We start from the raw sequence: 13,763 nt of genomic DNA on the forward strand, positions 1-13,763 counted from the left end.
TGCGCGCGCTCGCAGCGATACACTCCGCTGTCGTCCCCGCGAAGGCGGGGACCCATAACCACAGGGAGTTGTTTGGCGAAGATTCGTCGGTCGGTACTACGACCATTCGCAAAAAATAGATCACGCGGTATGGGTCCCCGCCTTCGCGGGGACGACGGTGGGGAGAGAGTTTACGCCGACCACGGCTCCGCTTCGGCCGCGCTCTTCGCCTTCGCAGACACCGGGCTCTCGCCGATCACATCGGCCAGCGCGCGCAACGCTTCCTTGACGCCCTGGCCGGTCGCACCGGAAATCAGCAACGGCGTCTTCTTGGCGGCGCGCTTCAGCCGGTCCTTCTGCTTCTTGAGCTCGTCCGGCTCGACCGCGTCGATCTTGTTCAGCGCGACGATCTCGATCTTGTCGGTGAGCTGGCCGCCATAGGCATCGAGCTCCTTGCGTACCGTCTTGTACGCCTTGCCGGCATGCTCGCTTGTTGCATCGATCAGGTGCAAGAGCACGCGGCAGCGCTCGACATGGCCGAGGAAGCGGTCGCCGAGGCCGGTGCCCTCATGCGCGCCTTCGATCAGCCCGGGAATGTCGGCGAGCACGAACTCGCGTCCGTCGGCATTCACGACGCCGAGCTGCGGATGCAGCGTGGTGAAGGGGTAGTCGGCGATCTTCGGCCGCGCCGCGCTGACCTTCGACAGGAAGGTCGATTTGCCGGCATTGGGCATGCCGACCAGGCCGGCATCGGCAATCAGTTTCAGCCGCAGCCAGATCCAGCGCTCCTCGCCGGGCTGGCCGGGATTGGCGTTGCGCGGGGCGCGGTTGGTCGACGATTTGAAATGCGCATTGCCGAAGCCGCCATTGCCGCCCTCAGCCAGCACGAATTTCTCGCCGACCTTGGTGAAATCGTAAATCAGCGTCTCGCGGTCCTCGTCGAAGATCTGCGTGCCCATGGGAACCTTCAGCACGATGTTCTTGCCGTTGGCGCCATGGCGGTCCGAGCCCATGCCGTTCTCGCCCTTCTGGGCCTTGAAGTGCTGCTGGTAGCGGTAGTCGATCAGCGTGTTGAGGCCGTCGGCGACCTCGATGATGACATTGCCGCCGCGGCCGCCATTGCCGCCGGAGGGACCGCCGAATTCGATGAACTTCTCGCGGCGGAACGCCACGCAGCCGTTCCCGCCGTCACCGGAGCGGATATAGACCTTTGCTTCGTCGAGGAATTTCATGGGCCATAGGTAGGCCAGCCGGCCCCCTCCGGCAACCCGAACACCCTGCGAATCGGCCGAATTTCTGGCGATTCTGCCCCTTGCTTAACCGGCCGGCCGCCGCCGGATCAGGAATTTCTGCAGTCCCTCCAGCACCAGCTCCTTGCGCTGGTTGAACACGGTGCTGCGAAGCGCCACCGTGCCGGTCGAGCGCCCCGGCACAAGCTCGGTGACTTCGAGCGCCGGATAAAGGGTGTCGTCGGCGAACACGGGTTTCAGAAAGCGGCTCGATTGCTCGAGGAAGCCGACCAGCGATTCCTCGACCAGGAACGGAAACAGGCCGGCGCCCGGCGCGGTGTGGATCAGGGTCTGGAAGCCGTGGGCGAGCAGATGCGGCATGCCGCGGGCGCGGCAATATTCCACGTCATAGTGCACGGGATGGGTGTCGCCGCTCGCGGTCTGGAATGCGGCGAACACAGCCGAGGTCTGGGTGCGGCTCGGCAGCACGAAGCGTTCGCCGACGACGAAATCCTCAAACCAGCGTTGCGTCGGGATCATGCGATGCCGGGCCGGATCGAAATCGGTCATGTCAGGCTCTCTGGTCGATGTGGCTCGTATCGCTACCGCGATGCGAAGAGTGCGACAATCCGTTCAATTCGGCGGTAGCGGGCTTGTCCCGGCGGCTCACGTCATTAAAACGACCGCAAGCGACACTGATCGCCATGATTCCGCGCTCTCTCCTTGTCATTGCGAGGAGCGAAGCGACGAAGCAATCCAGACTGCCGCTGCGGAGACAGTCTGGATTGCTTCGCTTCGCTCGCAATGACGCTTCCCACGAACGACCGCAATGCCCCTGTTCAAGAATCTCTCCGCCTATGACGATCGCTCCGCGCGCCTGGCCGGCATCGGACTCATGGTGCTGTCGATCTTCATGTTCTCGTTCGGCGATGCCATGGGCAAGTTCCTGGTCGGGACCTATTCGGTGGGGCAGCTCCTGTTCCTGCGCGCCTGCGCGGCGCTGCTGCTGCTGTCGCCCCTGATCTGGAAGCAGCGCGACCTGTTCCTGCATCTGGAGCGGCCGGGCCTGCAGCTGGTTCGCGTCGTGCTGTCGACGCTGGAAGTCGCGGCCTTCTTTCTCGCAACCGTCTATCTGCCGCTCGCCGACGTCATCACCTATTATCTCGCAGGTCCGATCTTCGTCACCGCAATGTCGGCGATCTTTCTCGGCGAGAAGGTCGGCTGGCGGCGCTGGACCGCGATCCTGATCGGCTTTTGCGGCGTCTTGATCGCGCTGCGCCCGTCTGCGCAGACGGTCAGCCTGCCGGCGCTGATCGCGCTCGGCGGCAGCCTCTCCTTCGCAACCCTGATGCTGATCACGCGCAGCCTGCGCAAGACGCCCGACATCGTGATGGCGTCCTCGCAATTCATCGGCACGTTTTCGCTGGGGGCGGTGCTGTCGGCGTTCCACTGGGTGCCGCCGACCCCTGGCAGCCTCGTGATCTTCGCGCTTGCCGGATGCGTCTCGGTGACCGCGCTGTTCTGCGTCAACCGCTCGCTCAAGCTCGCGCCGGCCAGCGTCGTGGTGCCCTATCAATATTCGATGATCGTCTGGGCCGTGATCTTCGGCTTCGTCGTGTTCGGCGACGTCCCGTCGATCGCAACACTCGTCGGCGCCGCCATCATCATCGGCGCCGGGTTCTATATCTATCTGCGCGAGCGGGATCTGGGGCGTCCCGGCGACGAAGTGAATCCGCCGGCGTAACTCTTACCCTCCCCTGGAGGGGGAGGGTCGATCGCGCGAAGCGCGAGCGGGGTGGGGTGATCTCTCCACTCGGGGACTGCTTCCGCTGAGAGACTGTCACCCCACCCCGTCTCACATTTCGCTGCGCTCAATGTGAGCCGACCCTCCCCCTCCAGGGGAGGGTAAGCTACCGCACCCGTCTTGCACTGCTCCAGCTCTTCAGCGAGGCCCACACGCCGCGCGAGAGGCGGAAGCAGTCGACGGGCGTCGAGGAGCCCAGCGCCAGGAAGCGGTGCAGCTGCACGCCGCTCCATTGGAAGCCGCACTTCTCCAGCACCTTGCGCGAGGCCGGATTGGTGACGCGCGCGCCGGCGTAGAGATGCTCGTCCTCGAACTCCTCGAAGAAGAAGTCAATCGCGCCGCGCGCGGCCTCGGTGGCAAAGCCCTGGCCCCAATGCTCGACGCCGAGCCAGTAGCCGAGCTCGGCATTGCCGGGCCTGGAGCAATCGATACCGACCATGCCGACCGGCCCGCTGTCGTGCTCGATCAGGAATACGGTCTCAGCTCCGAGCTCGGCGGTGGCGCGGATGAAGTCGGCGGCGTCGTCCTGCGAATAGGGATGCGGCAGGCGGCGGGTGTTCTCGGCGACACGGCGGTCGTTGGCGAGCCGGGCGATGGTCCTGACGTCGGCCAGCGTCGGCCGCCGCAAGGTCAGCCGCTCGGTGGCGACGACGCTGGGTCTCGCCTCGGCCAAGGTCACGCTCGAAAAATCCTGCAACATGTCCGGCTCCGTGAAAGTCACTAATTCAAAGTGAGCAACGAAAAGGGGAGGCCGGTTTCCCGCCTCCCCTTGGAGCCTTCGATCTGTTGGGATCTTCAGGACTCCGCCGGTTCAGTCGGGACCGGCGGACTCCGTTTTTGTCCACCGTCTATTCAGCAGCCTCGGCAATCGGAAGCACCGATACGAAGGTGCGGCCGTTGGCTTTGGCCTGGAACGCAACGCGGCCCTCGATCTTGGCGAACAGAGTATGATCCGTGCCCATGCCGACATTGAGGCCGGGATGCCACGTGGTGCCGCGCTGACGCGCAATGATGTTGCCGGGCGTGACGATCTCGCCGCCGAACGCCTTGATACCGAGGCGCTTGCCCTTGGAATCGCGACCGTTGCGCGATGAACCGCCTGCTTTTTTGTGAGCCATGGCTCGTCTCCGAAATCCTGCGTAGTTCTAGGTCAATTCCTTGACGGAATCATTTCAAAATTTCTCACGCTTCAATTCGTGAATTGGCGTGATCGATTTCCGTTACTCGGCGGCTTCCGCTGCCGGCGCCACCTTCTCCTTCTTCGGACGCGGGCCCTTGGTGGGCTTGGCGCCGTCGGTCAGGATCTCGCTGATGCGCAGTACGGTGATCTCGTCGCGGTAGCCGCGCTTGCGGCGCGAATTCTTGCGGCGGCGCTTCTTGAAGGCGATGACCTTGGGGCCGCGCTTGTGGTCGAGCACCTCGACCGCAACGGACGCGCCTGCCACCGTCGGAACGCCCAGCACCGGCGTGTCGCCGCCGACCACCAGAACTTCATTCAACTGCACGATCGAGCCGACTTCGCCTTCGATCTTGCCAACTTCGAGAACATCATCCGGCACGACGCGGTATTGCTTGCCGCCGGTTTTGATGACTGCGAACATCGTTCTTTCTCCGTGTTCAATCCCGGCCTCGGGACGTCTTCGTCCGGGTCGGCTTTTTGTCAGTCGCTATGGGTTTATCTGCGTTTTGCGCGGGTGGGTTTTATCCCTTTGAAAACCCACGCAAAAACAAGCGGCGCGAGAAACGCCCCGCGCCGGCTGTGGGACTTATAGCCGCGATCCGTCCAGAGTCAAGGAAAACTGGGCGAAAACCGCCCGGATTTGAAGGATTTGGCGAGAGTTGCAGCGCGTGGGCTGAATCTGCCGCCGGCGTGCAACCAACGGGTTCCCACCCCGTTGTGTCCTCGCAAATTGGACACGCGGGCAAGGGCTTATCATGGCGACGGACGAACTGGTCAAGACGACGGGCATCGCCCAGCACGGCGCGAGCCGCCTGCCGTCGGTCGATGTCGACAGCTTCAACATCGAGATCAAGGACGAGGACGGGTTTCTCGGCGACCGCGCCTCTAAGGGCGCCTTTCGCGAGATCCTCGAACAATGGCGCAAGCCCTTACGCAAGAGCGGCGAGGATCCGTTCGGCGACGAGCCGTCGGACAAGATCAGCAAGAAGCTCCTGGATGCCGTTCTGGTCGGCGACGACACCGAGGCCACCGCCGTCGTGCACAGCGCGATCGAGGACTTCGCGCAGGAGCTCGCTTATGTCACGCGGCGATTCCTCAAGACCAAGGCCTGGGCCAAGACCGAATGCATCGTGGTCGGGGGCGGCTTTCGCGCCTCTAGGCTCGGCGAGATCGCCATTGCCCGCGCCGAGATCATCCTGAAATCGGAGGGCTTCAAGGTCGATCTGGTGCCGATCCGCTTCGATCCTGACGATGCCGGCCTGATCGGAGCCCTGCACCTCGCGCCGTCCTGGATCTTCGAGGCCTATGACAGCATCCTCGCCGTCGACATCGGCGGCACCAACATCCGCTGCGGCATCGTCGAGACCCGTTGGAAGAAGGCGCCCGACCTGTCCAAGGCGATCGTCTTCAAGTCCGAGCTGTGGCGCCACGCCGACGACGAGCCGAGCCGCGAAGCCGCGGTGAAGCGGCTGGTCAAGATGCTGCAAGGCCTGGTCGAGGATGCCGCGGCCGAAGGCTTCAAGCTCGCACCCTTCATCGGCATCGCTTGTCCCGGCGTGATCAACGCGGACGGCTCGATCGAGAAGGGCGCGCAGAACCTGCCCGGCAATTGGGAAAGCAGCAAGTTCAACCTGCCGGCGAGCCTGGTCGAGGCGATTCCCAGCATCGGCGGCCACGACACCGCGATCCTGATGCACAATGACGGCGTCGTTCAGGGCCTGTCGGAAGTGCCGTTCATGCAGCATGTCCAGCGTTGGGGCGTGCTCACCATCGGCACCGGCCTCGGCAACGCGCGCTTCACCAACCGCCGCAAGGAAAGCAACGGCAAGGACAAGGACTCCGCCGAGAACGGCAAGAAAAAGGACAAGGACGGCAAGAAGGGCGACTGAGCGGCCAAGGTCGATCGGCCACGCGCCGCTGCCCACCTCTCCCGAAGGGAGAGGTCGAATGGCATCGAGAGATGCCATTCGGGTGAGGGGTTTCGGTCTCGATCATGCTGACCGCATGTCCGCCCCCGGCCTTACCGCGCCCGGGTAACCTTGACCGGTTAGGTTAAGGCACGGATTGCGTTGCGGGAAACCTGCCGCCCGCTAGGGTCTGGCCGTCGCTTCCACTCGGCCGGCGAAGCCGCCCTTCACGGCCAGTATTTCAATGAGCGGCACGGGACCGCCAGTGTTTACCGCGTCTGGCGGTCCCACCTTGTTTTCCGAACATTGGCATTTGAGAGTTTTTGCTGCTGCCATCCTTCGAGACGCCCGCCTTGGGCGGGCTCCTCAGGATGAGGGCGGAGTGCGTGGCTGCAGCTTCAACGGGCACTGACGCTGATGAGCCTCATCCTGAGGAGGCGCGTAAGCGCCGTCTCGAAGGACGAGGCGTGCGCGCAGGCCGCCGCACCAGGTCCATCGCTGCCCGAGTTCGGCCTTCTTGCACCTCAACTCCACCCCACACGCTGAAAGAATGCCGCGATCTCTGCGGCCGCGCGATCCGGATCTTCCCGATGCGGGAAGTGGCCGACGCCGGGAAACATCTCGAGATCGAGATCGCTGAAGGTCTCGGACAGCCGATCCGTCCACGCATAAGGAAACAGCGGATCGTGCTCGGCCCAGCGCACGCAGGTCGGCACCGCGATCGGCGGCAGCCGGGGCGCTTCGCCCTTCATCATCGCGACCCGCCCTTCATGCGAGGCGCGGTAATGCGCAAAGCCGCCGGCGAGGTTGCCGTCTTTCAGGAAATTGTCGGTGAAGGCGTCCAGCACATCGTCGAAGGCGCCTCTCCGGTGCGCCCAGCCTCTGAGGAAATGGCTGATATAGAGCCGGCAGCTCTCCCGGCTCGCACCGACGAGCTGTGGCGCCATCTCCATCTGGTGAAAGGACTGGTACCAGATGTGGTTGAGCCGATCGGGTGCCGCCATCCGCGCTCCGATCCCGGGATAGACGAAATCGAAGAAGAACAGCCCAGCGAATCGCTTCTGCGCCAGCCGGGCCAGGGGCTGCATGACCGCGCCGCCAACATCGTGGCCGACCACGCCGAATCGGTCGATGCCGAGCCTGTCCATCAGCGCCAGCATGTCGGCCGCGTGCCCGTCCGGCCCGTAAGGGCCATCGGGCTTGTCGCTGTCGCCGAAGCCGCGCAGATCAGGCGCTATCAGCGTGAACCGGTCCGAAAGCCTCGATATCACCGGCTCCCAGGTCAGCCAGAATTCCGGCCAGCCATGCAGCAAAAGCAGCGGTTTGCCTTTTCCGGCGCGGACCAGGTGGAAATCGGCGCCATTGGCCGTGATGGTCAGGTGCTCCATGGCGGTTCCTTTTCGAGCCGAGAGGCCAAGGGGTCGACAAGCCGGACGACAAGGGCTGAAAGAGGCAGCGGATTTTCCCCTTTCGCGCCTTGTCTGGCCCGCCATCCTCGCCTATTAACGCCCCCAACCACAGGGGCCCAGCTCCTATATGGCGCCTTCAGGAGAGGTGGCAGAGTGGTTGAATGCACCGCACTCGAAATGCGGCATAGGTGCAAGCCTATCGGGGGTTCGAATCCCTCCCTCTCCGCCAGCTCAACGACGATCCTTCCAAATAGCTCCGCAAAATCAGCCTGATGCCGGTGCCGTTCGGCCGGCCAGCACCGCCCGCGCCGTCGCCACGAAGGCCTGCGCCGCCGGCGACAGCGTTCGGCCCTGGCGCTGCAGCAGCGACACGGGTCGCGTGAGGGCGGGGCGCACGAGTGGTCTTGCGATCAGTGTCGGGAACTGGTCGGCCGGCAGCATCGTCGCGGGAAGGATCGCGAGACCGAGGCCCTGCGCCGTCATGGCGAGGGCGGTGTTGATCAGGGTCACTTCATAGGTCGGATCGAGGTGCTTGCCCTGCGCGCTCAGGGCCTGATCGATCTGCATGCGGATCCGCGTCTCCCGGCGCATCGCGATGGTCGGCAGTTGCGCCAGCTCGTCCCAGGTGAGGGAGCGACGTGCGGCGAAGTCCGCGGTGCGGCGGCCGATCGCGCTCAGGCGGCCGCTTGTCAGTGTCTCGATCGTCAAGTCCGCGAATTCGCCTTCCACGCTGCCGATCGCGAACTCGGCATCGGTCGTGGCCAGCCGTGGCACGAGATCGTCGGCGGCAACATCCCGCATGTCGATCTCGATGCCGGGATGGCTGGCGCGGAATTTCGCCAGCACCATGGGCAGCAGCGCCGATGCGGTGCCGGCCGAGGCGAGAAACGCGACGCGGCCGGCGCGGGCCTGCGCGAGGTCGCGCATGCGGCGCGACAGGCCTTGCGCATCGCTCAGCATACGTTCGGCGGCGTGGAACGCCTCGTCGGCAGCCAGCGTCGGCTGCACCAAACGCGTGGAGCGGTCGAACAGCTTGACGCCGAGCTGGGTCTCGAGCTGCTGGATCAACAGGCTCGCCGCCGATTGCGTAATGCCGAGCTCGCGGGCGGCCCGCGTGATGCTGCGCGTCCGGTACACGCCGGTGAAGGCCTCCAGTTGGCGCAAGGTGACATTCATCGGAAAAGCTCATGAATTGATGAGTACTTTCCGGCTTATCTCATAAGCGGGCCTGCAATAAAATGCATGATGTGCGGGCGGACAGAATCCGCGGCAAGGATTGGAGCGAGCATGAGAGCGCAAGTGCTGGTGGTGGGCGCCGGGCCCGTCGGATTGACTGCGGCGATGGATCTCGCCTCGCGCGGGATCGACGTCGTCGTCGCGGAGATCCGCCACGCCGGCGATCCGCCCAGCGTCAAGTGCAATCACGTGTCGGCGCGCTCGATGGAGATTTTTCGACGGCTCGGAATTGCCGCCAAGCTGCGCGATGCGGGACTTCCTGCGGACTTTCCCAATGATTGCTCCTATCGGACCACGGCGACCGGGATCGAGCTTTGCCGCATCGACATTCCCTCCCGCGCGCGCCGCTATAGCGCGACGGGCGGCCCCGACACCTGGTGGCCGACGCCCGAGCCGCCGCACCGGATCAACCAGGTCTATCTCGAGCCGATCCTGTTCAGCCATGCCGCCGCGCAGCCGCGCATCAAGATCCTGCCGCGCACCGAAATCACCGACATCGAGCAGCACGATGACCACGTCGTCGCGCTGGCGCGCGATCTCGACAGCGGACATGCGCTTCGCATCGAAGCCAGCTTCGTGATCGGCTGCGACGGCAGCCGATCCCTCGTTCGGAAAGCGATCGGTGCCAGCCTGTCCGGCACGCCGGTGATCCAGCGCGTGCAGTCGACCTTCATCGAGGCCCCGCAACTGAAGGAGTTGATGGGCGCACACAAGCCGGCCTGGATGGTGCTCGCGCTCAACCCGCGCCGCTCCGGCACCGTTGTTGCGATCGACGGTCACGACCGCTGGCTGATCCACAACCACCTGAAGCCCGACGAGCCCGAGTTCGATTCGGTCGATCGCGACTGGGCCATCCGCGCCATCCTCGGCGTCGACGAGCGCTTCGAATACCGCGTGCTCAGCAAGGAGGATTGGGTCGGACGCCGCCTCGTGGCCGATCGTTTCCGCGACCGCAGGGTCTTCATCTGCGGCGACGCCGCGCATCTGTGGATGCCCTATGCCGGCTACGGCATGAATGCGGGCATTGCGGATGCCGTCGATCTCTGCTGGCAATTGGCGGCGCATCTGAACGGCTGGGCGCCGGCTGCGATCCTCGATGCCTATGAGGCGGAGCGCCAGCCCATCACCGAGCAGGTGTCGCGCTTTGCGATGGACCATGCGATGAAGATGATGGCGCAGCGCGGCGGCGTACCTTCGGAGATCGAGGACGACACGCCGCGCGGCCATGCGGCGCGCGCCGCGCTGGCGAGAGCGGCCTATGATCTCAACGTGCAGCAATATTGCTGTGCCGGCCTCAACTTCGGCTATTATTACGATGCCTCGCCGATCATCGCATATGACGGCGAGACGCCGCCGCCCTATGCGATGGGCAGCTTCACGCCCTCCAGCGTGCCGGGCGCTCGCGCGCCGCACCTGTTCCTGCGCGACGGACGCTCGCTCTACGACGCCTTCGGCCCCGGCTACACATTGCTGCGGTTCGACCCGGCCATCGATGTGACGCGGCTACAAGACGCTGCAAAGGAGCGGGGCGTGCCGCTGGCGCTGGTCGACGTTGCGCCGGAGGAGGCGAACGGCGCCTATGCCGAGAAGCTCGTGCTGGCGCGGCCCGACCAGCACATCGCCTGGCGCGGGCAGTCCGCGCCGGAGAACCCGCTGGGCCTGCTGGCACGTATCACTGGCGCTGCGGCGTAAGACGACACCGAGCGGACGGCCTGGCGGCGCAGCTCGCCAGGCCGACTTTCAAAAGCAGGAACGCATGGAGGAGGAGAGCGTGTTTCACGTTGCAAGGCGCCGCATCCTGGCCGCGCTGACGGCCGCGACTTTCGCGGTGTTGCCGCCGGCGGCGGCCCGAGCCGCATATCCCGAGCAATTGATCAAGATCATCGTGACCTTCCCGCCCGGCGGCAGCGCCGACACCGTCATCCGCGCGCTCGAGCCGCTGGTCACAGCCGAGCTCAAGCAGAGCCTGGTGATCGAGAACCGCGCCGGCGCCGGCGGCAACATCGGCATGGCCGCGGTCGCGCAGGCGAGGCCGGACGGCTACACGCTCGGCGTGGCGCCGGCAGGCGCGCTGACGGTGAATCCACACCTCAACGCCGCGATGCCGTTCGCGCTGAAGGATCTCGCGCCCATCACCCTGCTCGCGGAAATTCCCTTTGTGCTGGTCGCATCCGCGAATATCCCGGCGCGTAACACCGCGGAGACGATCGCGCTCGCCAAGGCGAGGCCAGGTGCGCTGTCGATCGGGCATGGCGGCAACTCGACGGCGATGCATTTGACCGCCGCGCTGTTCACGCACAAGACCGGAATCGCGATGGAGCTGGTCCCGTATCGCGGGACGGCGCCGGCGGCGGTCGATGTTCTCGCAGGGCATGTCCCCTTCGCGGTGCTGGATATTCCGGCATCGCGGCAGTTGATCCTCGATGGCAAGCTCAACGCGATCGGCGTTTCCTCCGCCCGCCGCCTTTCATCCTTGCCCGATGTGCCGACGCTGGCCGAGAGCGGCATTGCGGGTTTCGAATCCGTCGGCTGGTTCGGGCTCGTTGCGCCCGCCGGCACGCCTGCGGATGTCATGGGACGGCTGAACGACGCCTTCACCAAGGCGCTGAAGGATCCTTCCGTGGCGGAGAAGATCCGGACCCTCGGCGCGGAGCCTGCGCCGACCTCGCCGGAGCAGTTCGGCCGCTTCATTGAGAGCGAGAGCACGAAATGGGGCAAGCTGATCAGCGAGGCCGGCATCAAGGCAAACTAGAGCGGGCTTGAGGGATTGCCGCGGCTCGTTCACCTCTCCCGCTTGCGGGAGAGGTCGGCGCGAAGCGCCGGGTGAGGGCTTTCTCCTCTTGGGGATTGTCCCATTGCGGAAACACCTTCTCCCCAACCCTCTCCCGCAAGCGGGAGAGGGAGCGCACGTTCGTTTTTGCGGCGATCGAGCCTCATTTCACTGCGCGCTAGCGCTTTCCGCTCGGCCGATAACGCACGTGATCGATCAGCGCGCGCAGCTTCGGCGGAAGATTCCGCCGATCCGGAAAGTAGAGGAAGAAGCCGGGGAAGAACGGGCAATATTCCTCCAGCACGGGCACCAATTCTCCTCGTTCGATATAGGATCGAAACGTTTCCTCCATGCCGAATGTCAGGCCGCCTCCCGCGCAGGCGGTCCGCACCATGACCCACATGTCGTTGGTCGTGATCCTCGGCTCCACCGCGACGTCGAACTCGCGCCCTCCTTCCGCAAATTCCCAGCGGTAGGGAGCGACGTGCGGCGCCGGCCGCCACCCGATGCAGCAATGCTGCGCAAGCTCGCGCGGATGAGAGGGGGCGCCGAACCGTTCCAGATAGGCCGGAGCGGCCACGACCAGCTGGCGCTGATCGCCCGAGACCGGCACGGCGATCATGTCCTGCTCGATCACTTCGCCGAGCCGGACGCCTGCATCAAAGCCCTCGGCCACGATGTCGAATTCGTCATCGGTCACGGTCACGTCAACCCGCACGCCGGGATTGGCGTGCGTGAATTCGGCCAGCAATGGACCGCGAATGAAACGCTCGGCGATCGATGAGACGGCGAGACGCAGCTGCCCCGTCGGCTGCGCGTCACGGTCGCGGGCGCCATTGATCGCCTGTTCGACTTCGGCGAGCGCCGGCGCCACGCGCTGATGCAAGCGCACGCCGGCTTCGGTGAGACTGACGCTGCGCGTCGTGCGCTGGACGAGAGCCACGCCCAACTGGTCTTCCATGCGTCGGACAGCTTGGCTCACGGCGGATCGTGTCACGCCGAGCCGCTCGGCGGCGCCACGGAAGCTCTTGGCTTCCGCGACCGCGATGAAAACGGCGACGAGGTTCAGGTCGGTGGTCATTGGTTAGCTAGGCTTACCACCCCAGTCATCATTGGCCAACTTCTCCCACCTCTCACCGGGGACTACCTCCGAACCACACGAAGGAGGCTCTGATGACGTCGCTCGATCAATACCGCCTGCTTGGCCGCTCCGGCCTGCGCATATCTCGCCTTGCCCTGGGCACGATGACCTTCGGGACCGAGTGGGGATGGGGATCCGATGCCGATGAGGCACGGCGGATCTTCGATCTGTACGTCGACCGCGGCGGCAATTTCATCGACACCGCGGTGAACTACACCAATGGCGCTTCCGAGCGCTTGGTCGGCCAGTTCGCACGGGACAAGCGCGATCGCCTCGTGCTCGCGACCAAGTTCACCATGGCCCGCGATCCCGGCAACCCCAATTCCGGCGGCAACCACCGGCTCAACATGGTTCGTTCCGTGGAGCAGAGCCTGCGGCAACTCGATACGGACCGCATCGACCTGCTTTACCTCCACAGCTGGGATGCGACGACGCAGCCGGATGAGGTGATGCGCGGCCTGGACGATCTCGTGCGCACCGGAAAGATTTTGTACGTCGGCATCTGCAACACGCCGGCTTGGCGCATTTCACAGCTGCAGACGATGGCAGATCTGCGCGGTTGGTCGCCCTTCGTTGCCCTCCAGATCGAATACAATCTGGTCGAGCGCACCGTCGAACATGAACTCATCCCGCTAGCAGCAGCCCTCGGCCTGGGCGTGCTGCCCTGGTCGCCCCTCGGCGGCGGCGTGCTCACCGGCAAGTACACCCGCGCCGATCTCAGGGATTCTCAGGAACGGGCGGTCGGAACCACACGCGCCTCGATCATCGCGTCGTCCGGCCTTCTCAACGAGCGATCGCTCGCCGCGGCCGAAACGGTGCGAACCATCGCCTCGGAGCTCGGCGCAACGTCCTCGCAGGTAGCCATCGCATGGACGCTGGCCAATCCGGCGGTCACCGCGCCGGTGATCGGCGCCCGCACGCTGGACCAGGCGGAAGACAATTTCGGCGCGGTCGGGATCTCGCTTTCTCCTGAGCAAATGGCGCGCCTCGACCAGGCGACCGCGCCAGATCCGATCTTTCCAGGCCGCTTCTTGCGCCGCCCCATGGTGGAGCAACTCATCTTTGGCGGCGCCAGCGTCGCGCGGCGCGGCTAGATCGGGCAACAACA

13 protein-coding genes and 1 tRNA gene are annotated in these 13,763 nt (G+C 65.0%); 6 read left to right on the plus strand and 8 right to left on the minus strand.

Features of this window, described 5'->3' with window-relative positions:
* Positions 1-170: 170 nt before the first annotated feature.
* Together obgE and AB7M16_RS20295 are read right to left on the minus strand one after the other, a co-directional pair.
* Positions 171-1,211: a GTPase ObgE gene (gene obgE / locus AB7M16_RS20290; protein ID WP_453945008.1), complete on the minus strand. Its 1,041-nt coding sequence runs from the start codon at positions 1,209-1,211 to the stop codon at positions 171-173.
* An 84-nt stretch (positions 1,212-1,295) separates the two neighbouring features.
* Entirely contained in the window at positions 1,296-1,778 is a 483-nt protein-coding gene (locus AB7M16_RS20295; RefSeq protein WP_260381608.1) for a MaoC family dehydratase, read from the minus strand.
* Between the two features lie 259 nt (positions 1,779-2,037).
* Between AB7M16_RS20295 and AB7M16_RS20300 the strand changes: the two genes are divergently transcribed.
* Positions 2,038-2,952: a DMT family transporter gene (locus tag AB7M16_RS20300; protein WP_212257643.1), complete on the plus strand. Its 915-nt coding sequence runs from the start codon at positions 2,038-2,040 to the stop codon at positions 2,950-2,952.
* Between the two features lie 166 nt (positions 2,953-3,118).
* Here AB7M16_RS20300 and AB7M16_RS20305 read toward each other — a convergent pair whose 3' ends face one another.
* The 3 genes from AB7M16_RS20305 to rplU all read right to left on the minus strand — a co-directional run bounded on the left by AB7M16_RS20305 (position 3,119) and on the right by rplU (position 4,613).
* The gene (locus AB7M16_RS20305) at positions 3,119-3,712 is read right to left on the minus strand and encodes a GNAT family N-acetyltransferase (RefSeq protein WP_439365192.1); all 594 of its coding nucleotides are present in this window, start codon (positions 3,710-3,712) and stop codon (positions 3,119-3,121) included.
* Positions 3,713-3,860: 148 nt separating this feature from the next.
* On the minus strand, positions 3,861-4,130 hold the full coding sequence (rpmA, locus tag AB7M16_RS20310) for a 50S ribosomal protein L27 (protein WP_008538809.1): 270 nt from the start codon (positions 4,128-4,130) through the stop codon (positions 3,861-3,863).
* 102 nt (positions 4,131-4,232) lie between these two features.
* Positions 4,233-4,613 carry a 50S ribosomal protein L21 gene (gene rplU, locus AB7M16_RS20315; protein WP_172788806.1) on the minus strand — a complete coding sequence of 127 codons (381 nt, stop codon included), beginning with the start codon at positions 4,611-4,613 and terminating at the stop codon, positions 4,233-4,235.
* A gap of 334 nt (positions 4,614-4,947) precedes the next feature.
* On the opposite strand from rplU, the gene AB7M16_RS20320 reads away from it, so the two are divergent.
* Positions 4,948-6,081 carry an ROK family protein gene (locus AB7M16_RS20320; RefSeq protein WP_453945009.1) on the plus strand — a complete coding sequence of 378 codons (1,134 nt, stop codon included), beginning with the start codon at positions 4,948-4,950 and terminating at the stop codon, positions 6,079-6,081.
* A 542-nt stretch (positions 6,082-6,623) separates the two neighbouring features.
* On the opposite strand, the gene AB7M16_RS20325 is transcribed toward AB7M16_RS20320, so the two are convergent.
* Complete coding sequence (locus tag AB7M16_RS20325; RefSeq protein ID WP_453945010.1) at positions 6,624-7,487, minus strand: alpha/beta fold hydrolase; 864 nt, start codon at positions 7,485-7,487, stop codon at positions 6,624-6,626.
* A 160-nt stretch (positions 7,488-7,647) separates the two neighbouring features.
* On the opposite strand from AB7M16_RS20325, the gene AB7M16_RS20330 reads away from it, so the two are divergent.
* Positions 7,648-7,737: transfer RNA gene (locus tag AB7M16_RS20330), tRNA-Ser, on the plus strand.
* A gap of 35 nt (positions 7,738-7,772) precedes the next feature.
* Here AB7M16_RS20330 and AB7M16_RS20335 read toward each other — a convergent pair.
* The gene (locus AB7M16_RS20335; RefSeq protein WP_453945011.1) at positions 7,773-8,684 is read right to left on the minus strand and encodes a LysR family transcriptional regulator; all 912 of its coding nucleotides are present in this window, start codon (positions 8,682-8,684) and stop codon (positions 7,773-7,775) included.
* 111 nt (positions 8,685-8,795) lie between these two features.
* Between AB7M16_RS20335 and AB7M16_RS20340 the strand changes: the two genes are divergently transcribed.
* On the plus strand, positions 8,796-10,436 hold the full coding sequence (locus tag AB7M16_RS20340) for an FAD-dependent oxidoreductase (RefSeq protein ID WP_453945012.1): 1,641 nt from the start codon (positions 8,796-8,798) through the stop codon (positions 10,434-10,436).
* 79 nt (positions 10,437-10,515) lie between these two features.
* A complete protein-coding gene (locus tag AB7M16_RS20345) occupies positions 10,516-11,496 on the plus strand; it encodes a Bug family tripartite tricarboxylate transporter substrate binding protein (RefSeq protein WP_274069618.1) in 981 nt (326 codons plus the stop codon).
* A 196-nt stretch (positions 11,497-11,692) separates the two neighbouring features.
* On the opposite strand, the gene AB7M16_RS20350 is transcribed toward AB7M16_RS20345, so the two are convergent.
* Positions 11,693-12,595: a LysR family transcriptional regulator gene (locus AB7M16_RS20350; protein WP_172788800.1), complete on the minus strand. Its 903-nt coding sequence runs from the start codon at positions 12,593-12,595 to the stop codon at positions 11,693-11,695.
* A 92-nt stretch (positions 12,596-12,687) separates the two neighbouring features.
* On the opposite strand from AB7M16_RS20350, the gene AB7M16_RS20355 reads away from it, so the two are divergent.
* A complete protein-coding gene (locus AB7M16_RS20355; RefSeq protein WP_453945013.1) occupies positions 12,688-13,749 on the plus strand; it encodes an aldo/keto reductase in 1,062 nt (353 codons plus the stop codon).
* Positions 13,750-13,763 lie beyond the last annotated feature (14 nt).

The sequence above is a fragment of the Bradyrhizobium sp. USDA 372 genome, from assembly GCF_053629095.1.